Annotated in this window: 27 protein-coding genes; 14 read left to right on the top strand and 13 right to left on the bottom strand. The window is 70.7% G+C overall.

The window, feature by feature from the left end; translation table 11 throughout:
* Positions 1 to 25: 25 nt before the first annotated feature.
* Both AB0M54_RS08595 and AB0M54_RS08590 read left to right on the top strand, forming a co-directional pair.
* A complete protein-coding gene (locus AB0M54_RS08595; RefSeq protein WP_364328230.1) occupies positions 26 to 406 on the top strand; it encodes a YciI family protein in 381 nt (126 codons plus the stop codon).
* Positions 403 to 1,644 (top strand): sigma-70 family RNA polymerase sigma factor, encoded by a 1,242-nt coding sequence (locus AB0M54_RS08590; RefSeq protein WP_364469916.1) that lies wholly within the window; start codon positions 403 to 405, stop codon positions 1,642 to 1,644. Before AB0M54_RS08595 ends, AB0M54_RS08590 begins: the two co-directional genes overlap by 4 nt.
* Before the next feature lie 405 nt (positions 1,645 to 2,049).
* On the opposite strand, the gene AB0M54_RS08585 is transcribed toward AB0M54_RS08590, so the two are convergent.
* The 5 genes from AB0M54_RS08585 to AB0M54_RS08565 all read right to left on the bottom strand — a co-directional run bounded on the left by AB0M54_RS08585 (position 2,050) and on the right by AB0M54_RS08565 (position 6,448).
* Positions 2,050 to 2,775: a TetR/AcrR family transcriptional regulator gene (locus tag AB0M54_RS08585; RefSeq protein WP_364469914.1), complete on the bottom strand. Its 726-nt coding sequence runs from the start codon at positions 2,773 to 2,775 to the stop codon at positions 2,050 to 2,052.
* A gap of 77 nt (positions 2,776 to 2,852) precedes the next feature.
* Positions 2,853 to 3,473, bottom strand: a complete 621-nt coding sequence (locus AB0M54_RS08580) for a DUF3043 domain-containing protein (RefSeq protein WP_364328242.1) — start codon at positions 3,471 to 3,473, stop codon at positions 2,853 to 2,855.
* A gap of 58 nt (positions 3,474 to 3,531) precedes the next feature.
* Positions 3,532 to 4,887 (bottom strand): UDP-N-acetylglucosamine 1-carboxyvinyltransferase, encoded by a 1,356-nt coding sequence (gene murA, locus AB0M54_RS08575; protein WP_364328245.1) that lies wholly within the window; start codon positions 4,885 to 4,887, stop codon positions 3,532 to 3,534.
* Between the two features lie 181 nt (positions 4,888 to 5,068).
* Complete coding sequence (nadA, locus tag AB0M54_RS08570) at positions 5,069 to 6,247, bottom strand: quinolinate synthase NadA (protein WP_364469912.1); 1,179 nt, start codon at positions 6,245 to 6,247, stop codon at positions 5,069 to 5,071.
* 51 nt (positions 6,248 to 6,298) lie between these two features.
* Positions 6,299 to 6,448: a hypothetical protein gene (locus AB0M54_RS08565; protein WP_364328251.1), complete on the bottom strand. Its 150-nt coding sequence runs from the start codon at positions 6,446 to 6,448 to the stop codon at positions 6,299 to 6,301.
* 49 nt (positions 6,449 to 6,497) lie between these two features.
* Here AB0M54_RS08565 and AB0M54_RS08560 point away from each other — a divergent pair, with 49 nt between their 5' ends.
* From AB0M54_RS08560 to AB0M54_RS08545, 4 genes are all read left to right on the top strand, one after another.
* Complete coding sequence (locus AB0M54_RS08560; RefSeq protein WP_364328253.1) at positions 6,498 to 7,613, top strand: glycerate kinase; 1,116 nt, start codon at positions 6,498 to 6,500, stop codon at positions 7,611 to 7,613.
* 106 nt (positions 7,614 to 7,719) lie between these two features.
* Positions 7,720 to 8,097, top strand: a complete 378-nt coding sequence (gene erpA / locus AB0M54_RS08555) for an iron-sulfur cluster insertion protein ErpA (RefSeq protein ID WP_364328256.1) — start codon at positions 7,720 to 7,722, stop codon at positions 8,095 to 8,097.
* Between the two features lie 109 nt (positions 8,098 to 8,206).
* Positions 8,207 to 9,184 carry a carbohydrate kinase family protein gene (locus tag AB0M54_RS08550; RefSeq protein ID WP_364469910.1) on the top strand — a complete coding sequence of 326 codons (978 nt, stop codon included), beginning with the start codon at positions 8,207 to 8,209 and terminating at the stop codon, positions 9,182 to 9,184.
* 7 nt (positions 9,185 to 9,191) lie between these two features.
* On the top strand, positions 9,192 to 9,698 hold the full coding sequence (locus AB0M54_RS08545; protein ID WP_364328261.1) for an ATP-binding protein: 507 nt from the start codon (positions 9,192 to 9,194) through the stop codon (positions 9,696 to 9,698).
* A 48-nt stretch (positions 9,699 to 9,746) separates the two neighbouring features.
* Here the strand turns inward: AB0M54_RS08545 and AB0M54_RS08540 are convergent, their stop codons facing one another.
* Together AB0M54_RS08540 and AB0M54_RS08535 are read right to left on the bottom strand one after the other, a co-directional pair.
* Positions 9,747 to 9,959: a sulfurtransferase TusA family protein gene (locus AB0M54_RS08540; protein WP_364328264.1), complete on the bottom strand. Its 213-nt coding sequence runs from the start codon at positions 9,957 to 9,959 to the stop codon at positions 9,747 to 9,749.
* Complete coding sequence (locus AB0M54_RS08535) at positions 9,956 to 11,104, bottom strand: aminotransferase class V-fold PLP-dependent enzyme (protein ID WP_364328267.1); 1,149 nt, start codon at positions 11,102 to 11,104, stop codon at positions 9,956 to 9,958. Before AB0M54_RS08535 ends, AB0M54_RS08540 begins: the two co-directional genes overlap by 4 nt.
* A 173-nt stretch (positions 11,105 to 11,277) precedes the next feature.
* Here AB0M54_RS08535 and coxB point away from each other — a divergent pair, with 173 nt between their 5' ends.
* Both coxB and AB0M54_RS08525 read left to right on the top strand, forming a co-directional pair.
* A complete protein-coding gene (gene coxB / locus AB0M54_RS08530) occupies positions 11,278 to 12,225 on the top strand; it encodes a cytochrome c oxidase subunit II (protein ID WP_364328269.1) in 948 nt (315 codons plus the stop codon).
* Positions 12,226 to 12,234: 9 nt separating this feature from the next.
* Positions 12,235 to 12,660, top strand: a complete 426-nt coding sequence (locus tag AB0M54_RS08525; RefSeq protein WP_364328271.1) for a cytochrome c oxidase subunit 4 — start codon at positions 12,235 to 12,237, stop codon at positions 12,658 to 12,660.
* 56 nt (positions 12,661 to 12,716) lie between these two features.
* On the opposite strand, the gene AB0M54_RS08520 is transcribed toward AB0M54_RS08525, so the two are convergent.
* From AB0M54_RS08520 to AB0M54_RS08505, 4 genes are all read right to left on the bottom strand, one after another.
* A complete protein-coding gene (locus AB0M54_RS08520; RefSeq protein ID WP_364328274.1) occupies positions 12,717 to 12,914 on the bottom strand; it encodes a hypothetical protein in 198 nt (65 codons plus the stop codon).
* 103 nt (positions 12,915 to 13,017) lie between these two features.
* A complete protein-coding gene (gene trpD, locus AB0M54_RS08515; protein ID WP_364328277.1) occupies positions 13,018 to 14,079 on the bottom strand; it encodes an anthranilate phosphoribosyltransferase in 1,062 nt (353 codons plus the stop codon).
* Between the two features lie 6 nt (positions 14,080 to 14,085).
* Positions 14,086 to 14,511 carry a hypothetical protein gene (locus AB0M54_RS08510; RefSeq protein WP_364328279.1) on the bottom strand — a complete coding sequence of 142 codons (426 nt, stop codon included), beginning with the start codon at positions 14,509 to 14,511 and terminating at the stop codon, positions 14,086 to 14,088.
* 51 nt (positions 14,512 to 14,562) lie between these two features.
* A complete protein-coding gene (locus AB0M54_RS08505; RefSeq protein WP_364470057.1) occupies positions 14,563 to 15,486 on the bottom strand; it encodes a cytochrome c oxidase assembly protein in 924 nt (307 codons plus the stop codon).
* Positions 15,487 to 15,610: 124 nt separating this feature from the next.
* Between AB0M54_RS08505 and AB0M54_RS08500 the strand changes: the two genes are divergently transcribed.
* Genes AB0M54_RS08500 through AB0M54_RS08485 form a run of 4 tightly spaced genes read left to right on the top strand, consistent with a single transcriptional unit; the run spans position 15,611 to position 19,836 of the window.
* A complete protein-coding gene (locus AB0M54_RS08500) occupies positions 15,611 to 16,213 on the top strand; it encodes a heme-copper oxidase subunit III (RefSeq protein ID WP_364328281.1) in 603 nt (200 codons plus the stop codon).
* 58 nt (positions 16,214 to 16,271) lie between these two features.
* Positions 16,272 to 17,120 (top strand): cytochrome c, encoded by an 849-nt coding sequence (locus AB0M54_RS08495; protein ID WP_364328284.1) that lies wholly within the window; start codon positions 16,272 to 16,274, stop codon positions 17,118 to 17,120.
* Positions 17,117 to 18,220 (top strand): Rieske 2Fe-2S domain-containing protein, encoded by a 1,104-nt coding sequence (locus AB0M54_RS08490; protein ID WP_364328287.1) that lies wholly within the window; start codon positions 17,117 to 17,119, stop codon positions 18,218 to 18,220. The genes AB0M54_RS08495 and AB0M54_RS08490 overlap by 4 nt, the downstream gene beginning before the upstream one ends.
* Entirely contained in the window at positions 18,217 to 19,836 is a 1,620-nt protein-coding gene (locus AB0M54_RS08485) for a ubiquinol-cytochrome c reductase cytochrome b subunit (RefSeq protein ID WP_364328290.1), read from the top strand. The genes AB0M54_RS08490 and AB0M54_RS08485 overlap by 4 nt, the downstream gene beginning before the upstream one ends.
* Positions 19,837 to 19,897: 61 nt before the next feature.
* Here the strand turns inward: AB0M54_RS08485 and AB0M54_RS08480 are convergent, their stop codons facing one another.
* The gene (locus AB0M54_RS08480; RefSeq protein ID WP_285680688.1) at positions 19,898 to 20,185 is read right to left on the bottom strand and encodes an Lrp/AsnC ligand binding domain-containing protein; all 288 of its coding nucleotides are present in this window, start codon (positions 20,183 to 20,185) and stop codon (positions 19,898 to 19,900) included.
* 291 nt (positions 20,186 to 20,476) lie between these two features.
* Between AB0M54_RS08480 and AB0M54_RS08475 the strand changes: the two genes are divergently transcribed.
* The gene (locus AB0M54_RS08475; protein WP_364469908.1) at positions 20,477 to 20,983 is read left to right on the top strand and encodes a hypothetical protein; all 507 of its coding nucleotides are present in this window, start codon (positions 20,477 to 20,479) and stop codon (positions 20,981 to 20,983) included.
* A 159-nt stretch (positions 20,984 to 21,142) separates the two neighbouring features.
* Here AB0M54_RS08475 and AB0M54_RS08470 read toward each other — a convergent pair whose 3' ends face one another.
* Positions 21,143 to 21,526 carry a VOC family protein gene (locus AB0M54_RS08470; RefSeq protein ID WP_364469906.1) on the bottom strand — a complete coding sequence of 128 codons (384 nt, stop codon included), beginning with the start codon at positions 21,524 to 21,526 and terminating at the stop codon, positions 21,143 to 21,145.
* A 27-nt stretch (positions 21,527 to 21,553) separates the two neighbouring features.
* Here AB0M54_RS08470 and AB0M54_RS08465 point away from each other — a divergent pair, with 27 nt between their 5' ends.
* A complete protein-coding gene (locus tag AB0M54_RS08465; RefSeq protein WP_364469904.1) occupies positions 21,554 to 22,006 on the top strand; it encodes a pyridoxamine 5'-phosphate oxidase family protein in 453 nt (150 codons plus the stop codon).
* Positions 22,007 to 22,035 lie beyond the last annotated feature (29 nt).

Raw genomic sequence — 22,035 nt, 5'->3', positions numbered from 1 at the left:
TCCCCGCCGGACGTCGTGAGGGTAGATGTACCTCGACGAAAGGCGTGACATGGCCAAGTACATGCTCCTCATCCAGGGCGACCCGCGGCAGTGGGACGCGATGACCCCGGACCAGTGGACGGCGCACGGCGCGGCGCACGGCGCCTTCAGCGCGGAGGCCGGCGCCCGGATCCTCGGCGGCGAGCAGCTCGAGACGGCGACGACGGCGACGACGCTGCGGGCGGATGGCGCGGGCGGCGTGGTGACCACCGACGGTCCGTTCCTGGAGACCAAGGAGGTGCTCGGCGGCTTCTACCTGCTGGAGGCGGCCGATCTGGACGAGGCGATCAAGCTGGCGTCGCTGCTGCCCGAGGTGCGGGCCGGGCACAGCGGCGTGGAGATCCGCCCGGTCGTGGAGCACGGATGACCGAGGACGTGGTCGCGGCGGTCGCCGAGGCGCACCGCCGCGACTGGAGCCGGGTGCTGGCCTGTGCGGCCCAGGTGACCCGCGACCTCGACCTGGCCGAGGAGTGCACCCAGGACGCGTACGAGCAGGCCCTGCACACCTGGGCCCGGGACGGCGTGCCGGACCGGCCGGGCGCCTGGCTGACCAGCGTCGCCCGGAACCGGGCGCTCGACCTGCGCCGCCGCGAGGAGCGGTTCCGCCGCCGGATGCCGCTGCTGGTGGCCGAGGACCCGGCGCCCGGCCCGGAGGACGGCCTGGACGACGACCGGCTCCGGCTGATCTTCACCTGCTGCCATCCGGCGCTGTCCGGCGAGGCCAGGATCGCGCTGACCCTGCGCCTCGTGTGTGGCCTGTCGACGGCCGAGGTGGCCCGCGCCTTCCTGGTGTCCGAGCCGACCATGGCCGCCCGGATCACCCGGGCCAAGAAGAAGATCGCCACCGCGCGCATCCCGTACCGGGTGCCCGCCGCGGACGATCTCGCCGAGCGGGTCGGCGCCGTCCTCGACGTGGTGCACCTGATCTTCACGACCGGGCACACCGCGCCGGCCGGACCGCGCCTGATCCGCCGCGACCTCGTGGACAGCGCGATCGACCTGGCCCGCACGCTGCACCTGCTGATGCCGACCGACGCCGCGGTCAGCGGGCTGCTCGCGTTGCTGCTGCTCATCGACGCGCGTTCGGGCAGCCGGGTGTCGGCCGACGGCCGGATGCTGCTGCTGCCGGAACAGGACCGCACCCGGTGGGACGGCGGCCTGATCGCCGAGGGCGTCGCCCTGCTGACCGACGCGCTACGCCGAAGGCCACCTACGCGGTACGCGGTGGAGGCCGCGATCGCCGCCGTGCACGCCGAGGCGGCGACCTGGGCCGACACCGACTGGGCGGAGATCGCCGCCCTGTACGACGTGCTGCGCGGGCTCTGGCCGTCGCCGGTGGTCGAGCTCAACCGCGCCGTGGCGATCGGCCTGCGGGACGGGCCGGCGGCGGGCCTGGACGCGCTCGCGCCGCTGCTCGACGACCCCGCGCTGGCCACGTACGGCTACCTCAGCGCCGCCCGCGCGGATTTTCTGCGCCGCCTCGGGCGCTGGGACGAGGCGATCGACGCGTACGAGGAGGCGCTGGCTCTCACGGACAGCGAGAAAGAGCGTTCGTTCTTGCTCGGCCGACTGGCAGACACGCGAGACTCGCGTTCACGGCCCTGACCAGCGACTCGCTCGCGGTGTGCCACGGCGAGCTCACGTCGCGCGTACTCAAGAATGTTTCTAACGATGTTCCATGACGAGCATGGCCCAGGTGCCGGGGGCGACCGCCTCGTAGCGGTGGGGGGACGTCGCCGGGGAACGCCACGTAGTCGCCCGGCGCGAGCTCGACCGTGTCGTCGGAGGGGCCGGCGACGAGTTGCCCCGCGCCGACCACGACGTGCTCGACGCTGCCCGGGATGTGCGCCTCGGCCTCGCGCGGGCTGCCCGGTTCGAGCTGGAGCACGTAGATGTCCCGCCGGGTGTGCGGCGATCCGGCCGACAGCAGCGTCGCCATGAAGTCGGCGCGATCGGCGGCCAGCAGCGGCCCCTCGCCCCGTAGCGCGGATCCGGCCGGGGGTGGGTGGGTCAGGCCGGGGTGGGTTCCCGGCGGAGAGCGCCGTGCAGAAAGAGGTCGATCATCAGACGGCGGTCCGTGCTCTCCATCACGGGCGGCCGCCCGAACTGCGACTGCAGGAACACACCCGCGGCCTGGGCAGGGGAGACCCGCAGCTCGGCGCGATCCGGCTCCATCAGGTCGGTGATGGCTTCGGCGACGGCGATTCGCGATGCCTCCCGGGCCGACGAGCGGGCTTCGGGCAGCGGAGCCTCCCGCCCGGACGACCGGCCCGCTTCCAGTACGGCCTCCGGCCCGAGCGGACGAGCCGGCCGGCCCTCCGCTGCCGGCCGGTCGGGGTTCGCGTCGGCGCGGTCGCGGGGCGGGCGGCGGTGTGGCATGCCCGAGGCGTGGATCGCGCCCATCACCGCGCCCATCCGGCCGAGGTGGGCGTCGAGCGCTTCGGCGGCCTCGAGGAGCCGGTCTTCCAGCGCGGTGTCCAGCGGGATGGAGTGGAGTTCGCGGAGCATGTCCGCCGGGTTGAGCGCCTCGGCGATGCAGGCCCTGATCAGGGCGTCCTTGTCGTCGAAGGCCCGGAAGACGGTGGCCTCGCCGATGCCGGCCGCGCGGGCGACCTGGGCGGTGGTGACGGCGCCGCCGAACTCGGCGACCAGGGGCAGGGCGGCGCGCACGATCATGGCGCGCCGTTCTTCGGGTGTCATTCCCGGGGCACGGCGCCGGGCGGTCTCGTCGGTCATGCCCTGACGATACGGAGTGAGTACTCACTCCGTCCACGGAGTTGACGTGCCAACCCGAACGACGGGGGAGGAACGAATCAGACCTTCTCGCCGAGTTGAACGGCCGGCTTCGGCACGCGCATGCGGCGGAACGTCAGCCCCCGCATGATCCCGTACAGCGACAACGACCCGAGCCGCTGCGTCGTCTTCGGGAACCGCTCGCGCACCAGCGCCCGCACCTTGCGCGCGATCAGGAAGCTGTCGATGATCACCGCGACCGCCAGGATCGCCCACAGCAGGTTGGCCGCGAGCTGCACGGGCTGCGGCATCCGGGTGGACGAGCCGATCAGCACGATGATCGCGCCGGCGAAGAAGTAGGTGCCGACGGTGCGGCGGCTGTCGACGATGTTGCGGACCAGCAGCCGCTCGGGGCCCCGGTCACGGGCCAGCAGGTAACGCTCGTCGCCGGCCCGCATGCCCGCGGAGGCCTCGGCGCGCTCCTCGCGCTGGCGCTCGCGCATCTTCTTGTACGCCTCGCGCCGGTTCTGGGGCGCCGGCTCGGTCACCCGCCGCTGGCTGCTCACCCGCTTGGGCGTGACCTGGCCCAGTTCCTTCTTGGAAGGGGTGTAGTTCTTGGGCCGGGCAGGCTCGACGACCTCCTCGGCCACGTCGGAGGTGGCGGGGGCGTCTGAGGTCTTGCGACGAAACAGCGAGGGCACGTCATGAAGGGTAACGAAGGGCGGCTCACATGCGGAGAGCCGCCCTACGCCAATAAATCTAGATCCTCTCGACGTGCGCGCCGAGGGCCGACAGTTTGTCCTCGAAGTGCTCGTAGCCGCGGTTGATCAGGTCGACCCCGTACACCTTCGACGTGCCCTCGGCGGCCAGCGCCGCGATCAGGTGGGCGAACCCGGCCCGCAGGTCGGGGATGACCAGGTCGGCGGCGTGCAGCTTGGACGGCCCGGCGATGACCGCCGAGTGCTTGAAGTTGCGCCGGCCGAAGCGGCACGGGGTGCCGCCCAGGCAGTCACGGTAGACCTGGACCGTGGCGCCCATCGCGTTCAGCGCGTCGGTGTAGCCGAGCCGCTGCTCGTACACGGTCTCGTGCACGATCGACAGCCCGCGGGCCTGGGTCAGGGCGACCACCAGGGGCTGCTGCCAGTCGGTCATGAAGCCGGGGTGCACGTCGGTCTCCAGGGCGACCGCCTGGAGCTCGCCGCCCGGGTGCCAGAAGCGGATGCCGCCCTCGTGCGGGGTGACGCCGGGCCGGCCGACCCGCTCGTCGGTGATCTCGAACTCGCCGCCGATGGACCGGAAGACGTTCAGGAACGTCATCATGTCGGCCTGGCGGGCGCCGAGCACCTCGACGTCGCCGTGCGTCGCCAGGGCGGCCGAGGCCCAGCTGGCGGCCTCGATCCGGTCGGGGATCGGACGGTGGCTGTAACCGTGCAGCCTCGGCACGCCCTGGATCTCGATGACCCGGTCGGTGTGCACGGTGATGATCGCGCCCATCTTCTGGAGCACGCAGATCAAATCGAGGATCTCGGGCTCGATGGCCGCGTTGCGCAGCTCGGTGACGCCCTCGGCGCGGACGGCGGTGAGCAGCACCTGCTCGGTGGCGCCGACGCTCGGGAACGGCAGCTCCAGCTTGGCGCCGTGCAGCCCGTTGGGCGCGCTGAGGTGCATGCCCTCGGGCGCCTTGTCGACGACCGCGCCGAACTCGCGCAGCGCCTGGATGTGGAAGTCGATGGGGCGCGGCCCGATGTGGCAGCCGCCCAGGTCGGGGATGAACGCGTGGCCGAGCCGGTGCAGCAGCGGGCCGCAGAACAGGATCGGGATGCGGCTGGAGCCGGCGTGCACGTTGATCTCGTCGGTGCTGGCGGTCTCGACATGCGTCGGGTCCATCACCAGCTCACCGTCGTCGACGCCGTCGCTGACCTTGACACCGTGCAGCTCGAGCAGGCCGCGGACGACCTCCACGTCACGGATGCCCGGTACGTCGAACAGGCGGCTGGGCGACTCGCCCAGCAGGGCGGCCACCATGGCCTTGGAGATCAGGTTCTTGGCACCACGGACCCGGATCTGCCCGTGCAGCGGCGCACCGCCGTGCACAGCCAGGACGTCGTCGGTCACGGAACCTCCAGAGGGGGCGGGGGAAGCCGCCCGGCGGGTATGAGGGGCCCGGAGAGCATAGCCCTGAGTGATGCGGGCGGCAGTCACCACAAGCCGCGAGATGGCACGAATCCCTGATGATTAAGGCAACACAAAGACACACCCGTGCGTACGGACAACAGGGCGTAACCGTGCGTAATGGTCAGGGAAGGGCCAGCATCTGGTCGAGCGCCACCCGCGCGTGATGGGCCGTGTCGGGGTCGACGGCGATCTGGTTGGGGACCCGGCCGGCGACCAGCTCTTCCAGCGCCCACACCAGATGGGGCAGGTCGATGCGGTTCATCGTGGAGCAGTAGCAGACCGCCCGGTCCAGGAACATGATCTGCTTGTCGGGGTGGGCGTTCGCCATCCGGCGGACCAGATTGAGCTCCGTACCCACCGCCCAGGCCGAACCCGCGGGCGCGGCCTCCAGCGCCTTGATGATGTATTCGGTCGAGCCGACCTGATCGGCGGCCCGGACGACCTCGTGCCGGCATTCCGGGTGGACCAGGACATTGACGCCGGGTACGCGCGCGCGCACCTCACGCACGCTGTCGATGGTGAAGCGCCCGTGCACCGAGCAGTGCCCGCGCCACAGGATCATCTTGGCGTCGCGCACCTGATCGGCGGTGAGCCCGCCGTTCGGCTTGTGCGGGTCGTAGAGCACGCAGTCGTCGAGCGTGAGACCCATCTCGAGGACCGCCGTGTTGCGCCCGAGGTGCTGGTCGGGCAGGAAGAAGACCTTGCTGCCCTGCTCGTACGCCCAGGTCAGCGCGCGCTGGGCGTTGGACGACGTGCACACCACGCCCTTGTTGCGGCCGACGAAGCCCTTGATGTCGGCCGAGGAGTTCATGTACGTCACCGGGATGATCTGGTCGGTGAGGCCGAGGTCTTCGAACTGTTCCCAGGCGGTCTCGACCTGCCCGAGCACGGCCATGTCGGCCATCGAGCAGCCGGCCGCCAGGTCGGGCAGCACGACGCGCTGGGCCGGCGAGGTCAGGATGTCGGCGCTCTCGGCCATGAAGTGCACGCCGCAGAACACGATGAACTCGGCGTCGGGCCGGGCGGCGGCCTCGCGGGCCAGCTTGAACGAGTCGCCGGTGACGTCAGCGAACTGGATGACCTCATCGCGCTGGTAGTGGTGGCCGAGCACGAAGACGCGGTCGCCCAGCGCCGCCTTGGCGGCGCGGGCCCGCTCGACCAGACCGGGGTCGCTGGGCGCGGGCAGATCGCCCGGGCAGTCGACCCCGCGCTCGCTGGCGGGGTCGGTGCCGCGGCCGAGCAGGAGCAGGGCGGTGGCCGTGTTGGAAGGCTCAGTCCAGGTAGACGTCACAAGAATCATGGTGGCACAGCGTTGCCGCCGCATAACGGTGGCGTTCACCACCCCGCGGCACTAGCGGCGGCGGCCCTGGAGGCGGGCCAGCAGCCGCCGGGCGCGCGCCTGGTTCTCGGGCTTGGCCGCCTGGCGCCGGCCCTGCTCGACGATCCGCTGCCCCTGCGGGCTGCGGAGGAACTTCTGCAGTCGCTGCATGAGAGTGGCCATGACACCCACAGTGACATGAATTGCTGAGCGTCGCCTGTACGGTCACCCCGTGCGCGTACTCATCTGCCCCGACAAGTTCGCCGGCACGCTCTCCGCCCCCGCCGCGGCGGAGGCCTTGGCCGAGGGCTGGCGGGCGGCCCGGCCCGACGACGAGACGGTGCTGCGGCCGCTGGCCGACGGCGGCCCGGGGTTCGTGGAGGTGCTCGCCGCCGCGATCGACGGCTCCACCCGGCTGCCGGTGCGGACCGTCGATCCGCTGGGCCGGCCGGCGGCGGGGGAGGTGCTGCTGGCCGGGACCACGGCGTACGTGGAAAGCGCTCAAGCCTGCGGCCTGCACCTGCTCACCGAGAAGGAGCGCGATCCCGGCGCGACCACGTCGTACGGCCTGGGGCTGCTGATCGCGGCCGCCGCCGAGGCCGGCGCGACCGAGGTGATCGTGGGCCTGGGCGGTTCCGCCACCAACGACGGCGGCGCCGGCCTGCTCGCCGCGCTCGGCGCCGGCCCGCTGGACGTGGTCGGCTTCGCCCTCCCGTACGGCGGCGCGCCCCTGATCTCGGCCGACAAACTGGCCGGACCACCCACCCTCCGCCCGGTCTCGCTGATCGCCGCCACCGACGTGGACAACCCGCTGACCGGCCTGCACGGCGCCAGCAGCGTCTTCGGCCCGCAGAAGGGCGCCTCCCGCGAGGACGTGCTCCGCCTGGACGCCGCGCTCGACCACTTCGCCGGGATTCTCGAGCGCGACCTGGGCGTGGACGGGCTGCGGACCGCCCCCGGCGCCGGCGCGGCGGGCGGGCTGGGCGCGGCGCTCCTGGCGCTGGGCGGCCGGGTGGTCTCCGGGATTGCGCTGATCACCCAGGCGATCGGGCTGGAGGCCGAGCTGGACCGGGCCGACCTGGTGATCACCGGCGAGGGCTCGTTCGACCACCAGAGCCTGCGGGGCAAGGTGGCCGCCGGCGTGGCCAACGGCGCCCGGGACCGCGGCCTGGCCTGCGTGGTGGTGGCCGGCCGGGTGGAGACCGGGATGCGTGAGGCGGCCGCGGCCGGTGTGACCGAGACGCACTCGCTGGTCGACCACTTCGGCGGCACCGAGCAGGCGCTGGCCGAGCCGGCCCGGGGGCTGCGCGAGATCGGCGCCCGGCTGGCGGGACAATGGAGCAGGTGATTTCCGGCCTCGGGTGATTCCGATCTCCTGGATTGGGAATCTCCGCCAACAGGGTTAGCGTTGCTGACTAACGGCAGAACACCGTCCGCAAGCTGGGAGATCCGCAGTGACCACTGAAGCGCACACCGAGTCGACCGAGGCCACCACGGTCGCCGCGCCGACCGGCGTCACCCTGACCGACGTTGCCGCTGTCAAGGTCAAGGCCCTCATCGAACAGGAAGGGCGCGACGACCTGCGCCTGCGTATCGCCGTGCAGCCGGGTGGCTGTTCGGGTCTTCGCTACCAGCTCTTCTTCGACGAGCGCTCGCTCGACGGCGACATCGTGGCCGGCTTCGACGGCGTCGAGGTCGTGGTCGACCGGATGAGCTCTCCGTATCTCGCCGGCGCGACGATCGACTTCGCCGACCGGATCGACGCTCAGGGCTTCACCATCGACAACCCGAACGCGCAGAACTCGTGCGCGTGTGGCGACTCGTTCCACTGACAGCAACGGAAAAGGCCGCTCTCCGCGTGGAGGGCGGCCTTTTCTCGTCCGAGGGCCGGTGCCGGTAGGCTCGCCGGGCAACCCCCCGTTCACGACATCGAGGGCCGACATGAAGATCGCCGTAACCGGCTCGATCGCCACCGACCATCTGATGCACTTCCCCGGCCGTTTCGCCGAGTCCCTGATCGCCGACCAGCTGCACAAGGTGTCGCTGTCGTTCCTGGTCGACGACCTGGTGGTGCGGCGTGGCGGGGTGGCGCCCAACATCGCGTACGGGATGGGCCTGCTCGGCCTGTCGCCGATCCTGGTCGGCGCGGTCGGCGCCGACTTCGCCGACTACCGGTCGTGGCTCGAGCGGCACGGGGTGGACTGCGGCTCGGTGCACATCAGCGAGGTCGCGCACACCGCGCGGTTCGTCTGCACCACCGACGACGACCTCAACCAGATCGCCTCGTTCTACGCCGGCGCGATGTCCGAGGCCCGCGACATCGAGCTGGGCCCGGTCGCGGCCCGCGCCGGCGGCCTCGACCTGGTGCTGATCAGCGCGAACGACCCGGCCGCGATGCTGCGCCACTCGCAGGAGTGTCGCACCCGCGGGCTGGCCTTCGCCGCCGACCCGTCCCAGCAGCTCGCGCGCATGGAGGGCAGCGACGTGATGGCGCTGATCCAGGGCGCCGACTACCTGCTGACCAACGAGTACGAGCGCTCGATGCTTGAGACCAAGGCCGGCCTGACCGGCGACCAGGTGCTCGACCAGGTCAAGATCCGGGTCACCACGCTGGGCAAGGACGGGGTCGAGATCACCGGCCACGGCATCGACCGGATCCACGTGCCGGTGGCCCGCGACGTGCTGGCGACCGACCCGACCGGCGTCGGCGACGGCTTCCGGGCCGGCTTCTTCAGCGGCATCAGCTGGGGGCTGGGCCTGGAGCGCTCCGCCCAGGTGGGTTCGCTGGTGGCGGCCCTGGTGCTGGAGACGGCGGGTGGCCAGGAGTACGAGGTGAAGGGCGACGACTTCGCCAAGCGCTTCGCCGACTCGTACGGGTCCGAGGCCGCCGCCGAGATCAAGTCCCACCTGCCGGCCTGATCGCGCCATGTCCGTGCTGGCGGTGTTCGCCGGGCTGCCCGGTGTCGGCAAGAGCACGCTCGCCGCGCAGGTGGCGGGCGCTCTGCCGGCCGCGGTGCTCGCCGTGGACACGGTCGACTTCACCCTCCAGCGCTACCAGGTGACCGAGCAGCGGCCCGGGTTCGCGGCCTACGGGGTGGTGGCCGCCCTGGCCGAGGAGCAGCTCCGGGTCGGGCACAGCGTGATCATCGACGCGGTGAACCCGGTCCGGGCGGCCCGCCAGCTCTGGGTCGACCTGGCCGAGCGCCAGAAGGTGCGGCTGCGGGTGGTCGAGGTGGTCTGCGGTGACGACGCCGAGCACCGCCGCCGGGTCGAGGCGCGCTACGCCACCCGCGACCACGACGGCATTCCCGACTGGGTGCGGGTGCTCGAGCGGCAGGCCGAGTGGGAGCCCTACCTGGGACCGCGCCTGGTCGTGGACACGTTCCTGGCCCGCGACCCGACGGCGCCCGTGGTCGCGTACCTCACTCAGTGATCTTTCGCTGCCGGGGCGTGGCCTCGCGAGGCGAATGTGGACGTGGGTCTAAGTGATCTTTCGCACGTCGAAGGCCGCCGGGCCGGAGGCTCCGAGGAACTCCTGACCCTTGAGCCTGCACCACGCCGGGATGTCGTTGGCGGCGGCCGGGTCGTCGGCGAGCACCCGGACCTCCGTACCGATCTCGGCGTTCTTCAAGAACCGGGCCAGCTCGATCACCGGAATGGGGCAGCGGCGGCCCCGGCAGTCGATCTCGGTCACATCCCCGCCTCCGCCCGGATGCCGGCCACCAGCCCCGGCAGCACCGCCAGGAAGCGTTCCACCTCGTCGGCGGTCGTGCCGCGGTGCAGCGACACCCGCACGTTGCCGTGGCTGAGCACGCCCATCGCCTCCAGCACGTGGCTCGGCTGGAGCGTGGACGCCGTACACGAGGAACCCGAGGAGACCGCGAACCCGGCGCGGTCCAGCGCGTGCAACAGCACCTCGCCGTCCACGTACAGGCAGGAGAACGTCACCAGGTGGGGCAGCCGGTTGTCCGGGTCGCCGACCACCTCGACGTCCGGCACGGTCCGGGCGACCTCGGTCCGGATCCGCTCGACCAGCGCGGACAGCCGCTTCGCCTCGGTGTCCGCCTCGTCCAGCACGGCCCGCAGCGAGGCCGCGGCCGCGACGATGGCCGGCACGTCGGCCGCGCCCGGCGACCGGGGACGATAAAGATCATCACCGGGGTACGGCGACCGCCAGCGAACGCCCTTGCGCACCACCAGCAGTCCCACCCCGGGCGGGCCGCCCCACTTGTGCGCGCTGGCGGCCAGCATCGACCAGCCCTCCGGCACCGGCGCCCGGCCGAGCGTCTGAGCCGCGTCGACCAGCAGCGGAACCCCGGCCTCGGCGCAGTACGCGGCGGCCACCTCGATCGGCTGCACGGTGCCGACCTCGTGGCTGGCGCTGATCAGGCTGGCCAGCGCGACCCCGGGCGCGGACACCGCCTGGTCCCACGCCTCCAGGTCGAGCCGCCCGAGCAGATCGACACCGACCGAGGCGGAGTCGCCGTGCGCGGCGGCGATGTGCAGCACCGCGGAGTGTTCGATCGCGGAGTGGACCAGGGTCGAGCCCGCCCGCTGCCGCCCGGCCAGGCCGCCCAGGACGCCGGCGTGCAGGGCGGCCGTGCCGGACGGCCAGAAGGACAGCTCGTCCGGGCGTACCTCGAGACTCTCAGCCGCCGCGGCCTGCGCCGCCTCCAGCAGCCGGCGGGCCCGCCGCCCGCTCGCGTAGAGCCGTTCCGGGTCGGCCCACCCGTCCTCCAGGGCGGCGTGCCAGGCCTCCCGCGCGACGGGATGCAGGGGGGTAGCGGTCGCGGCGTCGAAGTACGACGCCGCACCGACCGGATCGGCGCTGTTTTCCACCTGGGAAACGGTATCGTCCGGTTGTTGAGAGCAGGCGTCCGCCACGTGTCCGGGGGCGCGGAGATCGGACCCCGCAACGGGTCGGTAGGGCCAGGTCGAGTAGTCTGCGACCGTCGGTAACGCCTGGGCGTCGGTGTCCGGTTCAGCAACGGGGACGACGCTGATTGGGAGGCATGGAGCACGTGGGCGTAAAGAGTAGGACCGCTCGGCCACGGGCCACCCGGATCGTCGGGCTCGGCGCTGTTGCGGCGGGGCTGCTGGCGCTGTTGTCCGGCTGCTCGCTGGTCGACTTCGGCGAGCGCTTCGGCCACTTCGGCTGGCCGGGACCGGGTGTCAGCCTGCAGGCCCACAAGATGTACGACCTCTGGATCGGCTCGGTCATCGCCGCGCTGGTCGTCGGCTTCTTCGTGTGGGGCCTGATCTTCTGGTGCATCATCCGGTACCGCAAGCGCGGCGACGAGCTGCCCGTGCAGACCCGGTTCAACATGCCGATGGAGATCCTCTACACGGTCACGCCGGTGCTGATCGTGGCGGTGCTCTTCTACTACACCGCGATCGTGCAGACCGACGTCGACAAGCTCTCGCGCAATCCCGACCAGGTCGTCGAGGTCGTCGCGTTCAAGTGGAACTGGCAGTTCAACTACCGCGACGGCGTGGGCAAGGACGCCGGCACGGTGGCCTCCACGCTGGGGTCGGACGACCAGATCCCGCTGCTGGTGCTGCCCACCGGCAAGAAGATCCGGTTCGAGGAGACCAGCCCCGACGTCATCCACTCGTTCTGGGTGCCCGAGCTGCTCTTCAAGCGCGACGTGTTCCCGGGCAACGTGCGCAACCAGTTCGAGGTCACCCTCGACAAGGAGGGCCGCTACGTCGGCCACTGCGCCGAGCTGTGCGGCACCTACCACGCGTTCATGAACTTCGAGATGGTCGTGGTCTCGCCCACCCGGTTCGACCAGTTCCTGGCGGCCAAGAAGGGCGGCGCGGACACCGCTTCGGCGATGGAGGCGATCGGCTTCACCGGCGCCGACCGGTACGCGACGACCACTCAGCCGTTCGACACCCGCCGGCACGGCCAGAGCTGGAACCAGTCCGGCCAGACGCAGATCACCGCGGGAAAGTAAGGGCCTGAGTTGAAGACCGAATACAAGATCTTCGCCGGCGTCGCCGCCTTCCTGTGGGCCGCGGCGACCGTCTACGGCACGTGGACCAACGGGGCCAGCGGCGGGGTCGAGTGGATCGGCACGGTCGCGCTGATCCTCTCCGGCCTGCTCTGCGCGATGTGCGGCGGCTTCTTCTGGTTCGTCTCCCGCCGCATCGACCTGCGCCCGGAAGACCGGGAAGACGGCGAGATCGCCGAGGGCGCCGGCGAGATCGGCTTCTTCAGCCCGGGCAGCTACTGGCCGTTCGGTGTGGCGCTGTCCGCCTCGATCGCCGGCCTCGGCCTGGTGTTCTGGATGTGGTGGCTGATCGCCCTGGGCCTGATTCTGGTGATCGTCACCGCGTCCGCGATGATCTTCGAGTACTACACCGGCACCCGGCACCCGGCCGAACACTGATCTGCTGACGTTTCAAGGCCCGCGCTTCTTCTCGAAGCGCGGGCCTTGCTCGTTGATCAGGCGGCTCGGCGTTGCTGCGGGGCGACGCCGTGGAAGCGGCGGACCCGCAAGGACAGCGGGAAGAGCATCTCGGCGGCGCCACAACGCGTGCACAGCAGTTCGGGACAGTCGTCCTCATGCCCGTCGGGGCAGGGCGGCACCTCGAACATCATGTCGCGGTCACAGATGACGCAGCGCAGTTCACGGTCTCCCACGGGTGGCTCCTCTCCTCGTCGGAAGGTGGAATTCCCCGGTTGTGCTGTCGACGCTGCCACGAACCGCAGGTGAAGCGTGGTATGTGGCGCGGCGTGTCGCGTCTCAGCCTTCCTCGGCCTTCGCGGCCTGGGCCACGGTCACCCAGCGGTCGAGCAGGGCGGTGGCCGCTCCCGCGTCGACGGTCTCGGCCGCGCGGACCAGCCCCGACCGCAGCGTCTCGCGGAAGTCGCCCGGCAGGCCGGCGTGCGCGGCCAGCGCGGCCGACGCGTTGAGCAGCACCGCGTCGCGGATCGGGCCCGGCTCACCGGCGAACATGCGGCGGGCCGCGTCGGCGTTGAACGGCGCGTCACCGCCCCGCAGGTCGCCTTCCCGGCTCCGGGGCAGGCCCAGCTCGGTCGAGTCGACCAGGGCCTCTTCGACCTTGCCGTCGCGGGCCAGCCAGACCCGGGTCGGCGCGGCGGTGGTGAACTCGTCCAGGCCGTCCTCGCCGCGGAGCACGACCGCGGTGTCGCCCCGCCGCGCGAACACCTCGGCCATCACCGGGGCCATCCGCAGGTCGAAGCAGCCGACCGCGGCCGAGCGCGGGCGGGCCGGGTTGGTCAGCGGGCCGAGCATGTTGAAGAACGTGGGAACGCCCAGCTCGCGGCGGGTGACCGAGGCGTGCCGCATGCCCGGGTGGTAGCGGGCCGCGAAGCAGAAGCCGATGCCGGCCTCGGCGACCGTGCGGATCACGCCGCGCGGGCCCAGATCGAGCGGGATGCCGAAGAACTCGAGCAGGTCGGCCGTGCCGCACTTGGACGAGGCGGCCCGGTTGCCGTGCTTGACCACCCGCACGCCGGACGCGGCCACGATGATCGCGGCCATCGTGGAGATGTTCACCGTGTGGGCCCGGTCGCCGCCGGTGCCGACCACGTCGACCGCGTCGGCCCGGACGTCTTCGGGCAGCTCGATCAGCGTGGCGGCGGCCAGCATGGCCTCGACCAGGCCGGCCAGCTCACCGGGCGTCTCGCCCTTGGCCCGCAGGGCCATGGCCAGGCCGGCCATCTGGACCGGGGTGGCGTTGCCGGCCATGATCTCGCCCATCGCCCAGGCGGTGTCGGTGGTGTCGAGGTCGGTGCCGGCGAGCACGCTGCTCAGCAGGTTGGGCCAGGTGCGGTCGGCCATGACCCGTCAGCCCAGCTTGCCCATGGTGCCCAGCGGGATGGCGCCGTTGCGCCGGGCGCGGAGCATGCCGGCCACCGTCTGGCCGGTGGTCACCGGGTCGAGCGGGAAGAGCAGGGTGGCGTCGACCTGCGCGTACGCGGCCAGCCAGCGGTCGGCGGCCCGGGCGATCACCACGCAGGTGGGCGGCGGGTCGGCGTACTCGTCCTTGGTCTGCCGGGCGATCCCGATGCCGCCGGCCGGGTTGGCCTCGCCGTCGAGGATCATCAGATCGATCTCGTACGTGTCGAGCAGGTTGCGGCAATCTTCCCAGGTCGTCGCGTCGGCGAACTCGATCGCCAGATCGGCCGCGGGCCGGGGGCCGATGGCCTGCCGGATCTTGTCGCGCACGGCGACGTCGTCGCTGTAGAGCAGGACGGTGTACTTGTCGCTCATGATTCCCCGCGCTCCCAGGGTCGTAGCTGCCTGCTGATCGTAGCGAACCGGCTATTCCGCCGGGGCCTCCGGGCCGCGCGAGGCCGCCGCCGCCTCCTCGCGGTCGAGCTGGCGGTCGACGCGGCGAGCCTCACGTTCCGACTGCCTGATCCACTGCAGCACCAGGATGCCCAGCATCGTGACACTGACCACCTCGCCGCCGGCCCACAGGATGCCGCCGGCCACCACCTGGTCGTTCTTGGGGTCGGACCAGGCCAGGGCCAGGTTCGGGTACCAGTCGCCGCCGAGCAGCGTGGTGCTCTGCATGATCGTCAGCCCGAGGACCGTGTGGAACGGCACCGACAGCACCATCAGCAGCGCGCGGGCCGGGTAGGGCCAGCGGTTGGGCAGCGGGTCGAGGCCCAGCAGCGGCCAGAAGAACAGGCAACCGGTCACGATGAAGTGCACGTGGACCAACTCGTGCAGCCAGGCGTGTTCCAGGGTGGCCCGGTAGAGGCCGGTGAAGTAGAGGACGAACGGGTTGGCCACGAACAGGCCGAACGCGACCAGCGGGAAGGTGATCACGCTCACCGGGCGGCTGTGCAGCAGGCTGACCAGCTTCTTTCGCGGGCGTGCTCCGGCCGTACGCATGAAAAGCGTCACCGGAGCGCCCAGCGCCAGGAAGATCGGCCCCACCATGGACAGCACCATGTGCTGGATCATGTGCACCGACAGCAGCGTGGTGTCGTACGCCTCGACCCCGCTGACCGTGACCGCGGCGATCGAGCCCAGCCCGCCCACCAGGAAGGCGATGGTGCGACCGGCCGGCCAGGCGTCCCCGCGCCGGCGCAGCCGCCGGACGCCGTAGAGATACACGGCCGCCGCCACCACCATGAACAGGGCGATCAGGCTGGTCAGGTGGATCTGCGTGAAGATCGCGCCGACGGTGAACGGGGGCGGCGCAGTATTCCCCGCGTCGGCGAGGAGAGCAGGCATTTCGGCGAGATGCACCGTTCGAGGCTAGGCCTCCCGTCGTGGTGATCGTTATACCGGGGCGCGACACACGCCGGATTAGGCCCCCCGCGACATGTTGTCCTGATCGCGGGGCAATAATGAGCCCGTGACTGCGGCTTCAGCCATCGACAAGAGCAGGATTCACTCGCTGACCCGACCCAACATGGTCAGCGTGGGGACCATCGTGTGGCTCTCCAGCGAGCTCATGTTCTTCGCGGCGCTGTTCGCGATGTACTTCTCCATCCGGGCGGCGGCGCCGCAGCTGTGGGAGGAGCACACCGAGGCGCTGAACATCCCGTACGCGACCACGTTCACCGTGATCCTGGTGCTGTCCTCGGTGACCTGCCAGCTCGGTGTGTTCGCGGCCGAGAAGGGCGATGTGTTCGGGCTGCGACGCTGGTTCACGGTCACCTTCGTGATGGGCCTGATCTTCGTGCTCGGCCAGGCGAACGAGTACCGCAACCTGGTCACGCACGAGGGCATCACGCTCCAGGCCGACGGCTACGGCTCGATGTTCTACCTGACCACCGGCTTCCACGGTCTGCACGTGACCGGCGGTCTGATCGCCTTCATCGTCTACATGATCAGGACGACCATGGGCCGGTTCACGCCGGCCCAGGCGACCTCGGCGATCGTGGTCTCCTACTACTGGCACTTCGTGGACGTCGTGTGGATCGCGCTGTTCGCGATGATCTATTGGCTGCAGTGACCATGGACCCTCGCCCGCCCGTCCGTGAGCAAGGTTCGACACAAGAGGACGACCGCAGATGACTTCTGACCCCCACGGCGGCCCTCGCTTCCGGGTCTTCGCCCGGAAGCGCAGCGCACCCAGCCGTGCGCGCCGCCGCCTCGGCGCCGCGGTCCGGATGATCGCCGCCCTGGCCCTGGCCGGCGGCGTCTACACCGCGTTCACGCCGAACGCGGCGGCGGAGGACGACCGCACGCTGACCGCCTCGGCGCAAGAGGGCAAGGCGCTGTTCGACAACAGCTGCATCACCTGCCACGGGCGCGACGCGCAGGGCGTCACCGACCGCGGCCCGAGCCTGATCGGCGTCGGCTCGGCCGCCGTCGAGTTCCAGGTCGGCACCGGCCGCATGCCGATGACCCGGCAGGAGGCCCAGGCCGAGGAGAAGGCGCCGCAGTTCGACGAGGCGCAGACCAAGCAGATCGGTCAGTACATCCAGGAGATCGGCGGCGGCCCCCAGCTGCCGTCCGGCGAGCTGGTCGAGAACCTGGAGAACAAGCCCGACGCGCTGTCCGCCGGTGGCGCGCTGTTCCGGGTCAACTGCTCCTCCTGCCACGGCTTCGGCGGTGGCGGCGGCGCCCTGTCCTCCGGCAAGTACGCGCCGAGCCTGCACGACGCGACGCCCGAGGAGATCTACGCGGCGATGCTCACCGGCCCGCAGAACATGCCGGTGTTCGGTGACAACGAGCTCTCGCCCGACGAGAAGCGCGACATCATCACGTACGTCAATCTGCAGCTCCAGCAGGACAAGGACCCGGGCGGCGTGTTCAACCTGGGGCGCTATGGTCCAGTGACCGAGGGCCTGGCGATCTTCGTCATCGGCATCACCATTCTCGTCTTCGTGGCCCTCTGGATTGCGGGGAAGTCATGACGGTTGTGCACGACGGTACGCACGACTCCGGCACCGAGCCGGTCGACGTGCAGGACCCCCGGCTGTCGCGCTTCGAGATCATCAAGGAGGGCGCTCGCCGGGACGACATCGAGATCGTCACGTACGAGTCGCAGTTCCAGGGCGCCAACTCCAAGGCCGAGAAGCGGGTGGTGCGCAACATCGCGCTGCTGTTCCTGCTCTCCGGCGCCGGCGCGCTGGTCTTCCTGGTGGCATACATCTGGTGGCCGTGGGAGTACGAGCTGGGCCACCAGATCAACGACTACTACACCGCGGTGCTCGGCATCTCGCTGGGCATCTCGCTGCTGTCCCTCGGCTTCGCGATCCTCTCCTGGGCCAAGAAGCTGCTGCCGCACGAGGTCTCGATCCAGGACCGGCACGACCAGCCGTCCAGCGACGACGACCGGCTGATCACCGGCCAGACCATGGCCTACATGGTCGACGAGCTCGGCGTGCAGCGCCGGCCGCTGCTCAAGGGCGCGATCGGGCTCGGCCTGGCGCCGCTCGGCCTGGTCGCCGCGGCGCCGCTGATCGGCGGGCTGATCGAGAATCCACACAAGGACGACGAGCCGATCATGTTCCACACCGGCTTCGACCCGGTGGCGAACGAGGGCAAGCTGGTCCGGCTCACCCGGCCCAACGGCACCCCGATCCGGCCCTCCGACGTCAGCGTGGGCGGCCAGCTCACCGTCTTCCCGGGCATCCCGGGTGGCGCGACGAACGAGTACGCCGACTCGCCGACGCTGCTCATCCACCTGCGCGACCAGGACGCCGAGGCGACCCGCCAGGCGACCGAGAACGACGCGCGCAACAAGGGCGTGATGTGGGGTAACTACGTCGCGTACTCCAAGATCTGCACCCATGCCGGCTGCCCCGCCAGCCTGTACGAGCAGCAGACCAACCGGTTGCTCTGTCCCTGCCACCAATCGCAGTTCCTGATCACCGACAACGCCCGGCCGATCTTCGGCCCGGCCAGTCGCAGGCTGCCCGCGCTGCCGATTTCGGTGGACGCGGAGGGCTTCTTTGTGGCAAGTTCGGACTACCGGGAGACTGTTGGACCCGACTTCTGGGAGCGGCCATGAAGCGCCGGAAATTCGATGTGACCCAGGTCCCGGCCAATGTCGGCAAGGGTCTCGACGACCGCTACAAGGCGGCCACGCCGCTGCGCGGGCTGCTCAACAAGGTCTTCCCTGACCACTGGTCGTTCCTGCTGGGCGAGATCGCCCTGTTCTCGTTCATCATCCTGCTGCTCACCGGCGTCTTCCTGACCCTCTTCTTCGACCCGTCGATGAAGGAAGTGGCCTACAACGGCGCCTACCCGGGCCTGCGCAACGTCGAGATGTCGGCGGCGTACGAATCGTCGCTGAACCTGTCCTTCGAGGTGCGCGGCGGCCTGTTCATGCGGCAGATGCACCACTGGGCGGCGCTGCTGTTCATGGCGTCCATCGTCGTGCACATGGCGCGCATCTTCTTCACCGGCGCGTTCCGGAAGCCGCGCGAGGCCAACTGGGCGATCGGCATGGCCCTGTTCCTGCTGGGTTTCCTGGCCGGCTTCACCGGCTACTCGCTCCCCGACGACGGCCTCTCCGGCACCGGCCTCCGCATCGCCTCGGCGATCATGCTGTCCATCCCGATCGCCGGCACCTGGATCTCGGCGTCGGTCTTCGGCGGCGAGTTCCCCGGCCACCTGATCATCGGCCGCTTCTACATCGCCCACGTGCTGCTCATCCCCGGCGGCCTGCTCGCGCTGATCAGCGTGCACCTGGGCCTGGTCTTCGCCCAGAAGCACACCCAGTGGCCGGGCCCCGGGCGGACCAACCACAACGTGGTCGGCGAGCGCATGTTCCCGCGGTACGCGCTGAAGCAGGGCGGCTTCTTCATGGCCGTCTTCGGGGTGGTCGCCCTGATGGCCGGCCTGTTCCAGATCAACCCGATCTGGCTGTTCGGCCCCTATCGCGCCTCCGAGGTGTCGTCGGCGAGCCAGCCCGACTGGTACGTCATGTTCATGGACGGCCTGGTCCGGCTCATGCCCGCCTGGCAGATCACGCTGCCGATCGGCGACGGCTACAGCATCCCGCCGCTGTTCTGGCCCGCCGTGGTCGGTCTCGGCGCGCTGACCACGGTGCCGATGGCCTACCCGTTCATCGAGGCCCGGCGCCTCAAGGACCACCGGGCACACCACCTGCTCCAGCGCCCCCGTGACGCGCCCGAGCGCACCGGCCTGGGCTTCATGGCCTTCACGTTCTTCTTCGTGGCCACCCTGTCCGGCGGCAACGACGTGATCGCCGACAAGTTCCACATCAGCCTGAACGCGATGACCTGGGGCGGCCGCATCGGCCTGGTGCTTCTGCCGCCACTGGCCTACTTCATCGCCGTCCGGGTCTGCCTGGGCCTCCAGCAACACGACCGCGAGGTGCTCGCCCACGGTGTCGAGACCGGCATCATCAAGCGGGCCCCCGACGGCCGGTTCTACGAGGTCCACCAGCCGCTCGGCCCGGTCGACGGCCATGGCCACCCGGTCCCGCTCGACTACGCCGGGTGGGTCGTCCCGAAGAAGATGAACCGCCTCGGCGCCCTGGCGCCCGCGGTGAAGGGCTTCTTCTTCCCGGTCGAGCAGCCGATCGAGGCGCCGGTGTCCCCGGCCGTCCCGCCGGTCACCGCTCCGGACAAGCGCGAGGAGATCACCTCCGGCCGCTGAGCCACGGCGCAACACGAAGGGCCCGGGAGTTCACCTCCCGGGCCCTTCGCATGCTCGCGGTTCAGTCGGCGTCGGGCAGCCCGATCGCGAAGGCGTCCTCCAGGTCATGCTTGGAATACGCCCGGAACGCCACATAGGTCTCGGTATTCACCACACCCGGCGTCTTGGAGATCCGCCCGGCGATCACCTCGGCGATGTCATCGAAGTGCGGCACCCGCACGATGGCGATCAGGTCGGCGTTGCCGGCCACCGAGTAGACCTCGCTGACCCCGTCCTGAGCGGCCAGGGCCTCAGCCACCTCAGGAATCGAATCGGTGGCACAGTCGATGTGCACGATCGCAGTATTCACAAGAACATCCAATCATCCCGCGGCATCCGATCGTCCCCCTGTCGACCAGACCGCTTCCACCGAGGCGGTTTCTCCTCGGCGCCACCCACATTCAAGATCAGGATCAAGATCGTGATGTCGCATCGGGGTGGGTGGTGCAGACCGCAGCTCCCGCCGAGGGCGGCCACCCGGCTCCTGGCCGCTGGCGCGTCCACAACAGAGCCGCGTGACCTTCATTCTGAGTGAGTGCTCACCCTCGAAGCCCGAAAAATCCAACCCGTGCCGCCGCTCCGGTTGTTAGCGTCTCGGGCCATGGGGCGGCGCTATCGGTATGTCGGGCCGGATGATGTTCGCCGGGCGGCCGGTGGCGGCACGGGCACCGGCATCAGGGGCGTTGCTGATCTCGAGCGGTGGCTGGCCGACGCCGAGGCGGGTGAGCCGGCCACCTTCGTCGTGACCCTGGATGGGGTGCTGAGGCTGGCGCCACGGCGCAGTGAGCATGTCGCCTGCGCGGAGGGCGCGGATGTGCTGGCCGCGGGGGAGATGGGGTTCGACGGCACCGACGTCTCAGCGGTGAGCAACCAGTCGACCGGCTACTGCCCGGATCCCGACTCCTGGCCGGCCGTGGCGGCGTCCCTCGAGCGCGCGGGCATTGCCCATCCCGGCCGTTACACCGACCTGATCACGTTCCGCCGGTGCGAGCATTGCGGCGAGCGCAACATCGTCCGGGACGGCGACTTCACCTGCGCGGTGTGCGGCGGCACCCTGCCCGAGCAGTGGAACTTCGCCGGGGCATCCGGGCTTGGCCCGGCCCGGTAGGTGTGGGCCGCGCGGACGGCGGCCAGCCGCTGATGGTTCTTCCCGTGAGCGTCCGGCCCCCGGTCGACCAGGTCGCCGACCTGCACGACCACGGCGTCCTCGGGGACCTCGGCCAATGGCCGGGCCAACTGCTCGGAGAAGCCGCCCACGCCTCCCGGGTCAATCGGTCTGGCACAGGCAGAACGGGTGGCCGGCCGGGTCGAACAGGACCCGGACGTGGTCCTGCGGCTGGAAGTCGGCCACCTTGGCGCCCAGGTCGACCGCGTCGGCGACGGCGGACGCGAGGTCGCCGACCTGGAAGTCGAGGTGGGTCATGGCGCGCTGGGCGCCGGGAGCGGGCGGCCACACCGGAGCCTCGTACCCGTCGGCCTGTTGGAAGACGAGGAACGAGCCGCCGGCCGGTGGGGCGCCGAGCACCGACGTGCCGGGCTCCTCGTGCACGATCGGCCAGTCCAGCAGCTCGGCGTAGAACCTGGCCAGCGCGGACGGGTCGGGCGCCTCGACGGCGACTCCCCACCACATCTCTCCGGAGCGTGATCGCATCCGGCCACGTTACCTATTGTGCATGGGGTGAGAGAGCAACCGAGGACCAGGGCGCAGCGTAAGGCGGACGTGCTGGCCAAGCTGACCGCGCCGGTGGCCGACGTCTGGGTCGCCACCGCCGCCGACGGCCGGCCCTGTCTGGTGCCGCTGACGGCCGCCTGGCACGACGACCGCATCGTGCTCGCCACCGACACGAGCGCGCCGACCGCCCGCAACCTGATCGCCGGGGGCATCGCCCGCCTGGCGCTGGGTGGCACCCGCGACGTGGTGCTGATCGACGCCCGGCTGGAACGCACGGTGCCGAACCAGGAGGCGGGGGCGATCGGCGAGGCGTACGCGGCCCAGAACGACTGGGATCCGCGCACGGCCGGCGACGCGTACGCCTTCCTGATCCTCCGCCCCGAACGCATTCAGGCCTGGCGCGAGCTGAACGAGCTGCCGGGCCGCGCCGTCATGCGTGACGGTGACTGGCTGGCATGATCGCTTGACCCTGACACAAGGGGAGACCC

This window comes from Actinoplanes sp. NPDC051470, assembly GCF_040682035.1.
GTDB lineage: Bacteria > Actinomycetota > Actinomycetes > Mycobacteriales > Micromonosporaceae > Actinoplanes.
Note: the sequence above shows the minus strand (reverse complement) of the source record. Positions and strands in the feature narration are given on the sequence as shown.

What these genes read in the sequence shown, in the direction of transcription:
- trpD (WP_364328277.1), bottom strand. Translation starts at nt 14,079, where the DNA reads ATGGCCGACCGCACCTGGCCCAACCTGCTGAGCAGCGTGCTCGCCGGC.
- AB0M54_RS08545 (WP_364328261.1), top strand. Translation starts at nt 9,192, where the DNA reads ATGTCCGTGCTGGCGGTGTTCGCCGGGCTGCCCGGTGTCGGCAAGAGC.
- coxB (WP_364328269.1), top strand. Translation starts at nt 11,278, where the DNA reads ATGGAGCACGTGGGCGTAAAGAGTAGGACCGCTCGGCCACGGGCCACC.
- AB0M54_RS08595 (WP_364328230.1), top strand. Translation starts at nt 26, where the DNA reads ATGTACCTCGACGAAAGGCGTGACATGGCCAAGTACATGCTCCTCATC.
- AB0M54_RS08585 (WP_364469914.1), bottom strand. Translation starts at nt 2,775, where the DNA reads ATGACCGACGAGACCGCCCGGCGCCGTGCCCCGGGAATGACACCCGAA.
- AB0M54_RS08485 (WP_364328290.1), top strand. Translation starts at nt 18,217, where the DNA reads ATGAAGCGCCGGAAATTCGATGTGACCCAGGTCCCGGCCAATGTCGGC.
- AB0M54_RS08510 (WP_364328279.1), bottom strand. Translation starts at nt 14,511, where the DNA reads ATGAGCGACAAGTACACCGTCCTGCTCTACAGCGACGACGTCGCCGTG.
- AB0M54_RS08505 (WP_364470057.1), bottom strand. Translation starts at nt 15,486, where the DNA reads ATGCCTGCTCTCCTCGCCGACGCGGGGAATACTGCGCCGCCCCCGTTC.
- nadA (WP_364469912.1), bottom strand. Translation starts at nt 6,247, where the DNA reads ATGATTCTTGTGACGTCTACCTGGACTGAGCCTTCCAACACGGCCACC.
- AB0M54_RS08495 (WP_364328284.1), top strand. Translation starts at nt 16,272, where the DNA reads ATGACTTCTGACCCCCACGGCGGCCCTCGCTTCCGGGTCTTCGCCCGG.
- AB0M54_RS08590 (WP_364469916.1), top strand. Translation starts at nt 403, where the DNA reads ATGACCGAGGACGTGGTCGCGGCGGTCGCCGAGGCGCACCGCCGCGAC.
- AB0M54_RS08470 (WP_364469906.1), bottom strand. Translation starts at nt 21,526, where the DNA reads ATGCGATCACGCTCCGGAGAGATGTGGTGGGGAGTCGCCGTCGAGGCG.
- AB0M54_RS08565 (WP_364328251.1), bottom strand. Translation starts at nt 6,448, where the DNA reads ATGGCCACTCTCATGCAGCGACTGCAGAAGTTCCTCCGCAGCCCGCAG.
- AB0M54_RS08550 (WP_364469910.1), top strand. Translation starts at nt 8,207, where the DNA reads ATGAAGATCGCCGTAACCGGCTCGATCGCCACCGACCATCTGATGCAC.
- AB0M54_RS08490 (WP_364328287.1), top strand. Translation starts at nt 17,117, where the DNA reads ATGACGGTTGTGCACGACGGTACGCACGACTCCGGCACCGAGCCGGTC.
- AB0M54_RS08475 (WP_364469908.1), top strand. Translation starts at nt 20,477, where the DNA reads ATGGGGCGGCGCTATCGGTATGTCGGGCCGGATGATGTTCGCCGGGCG.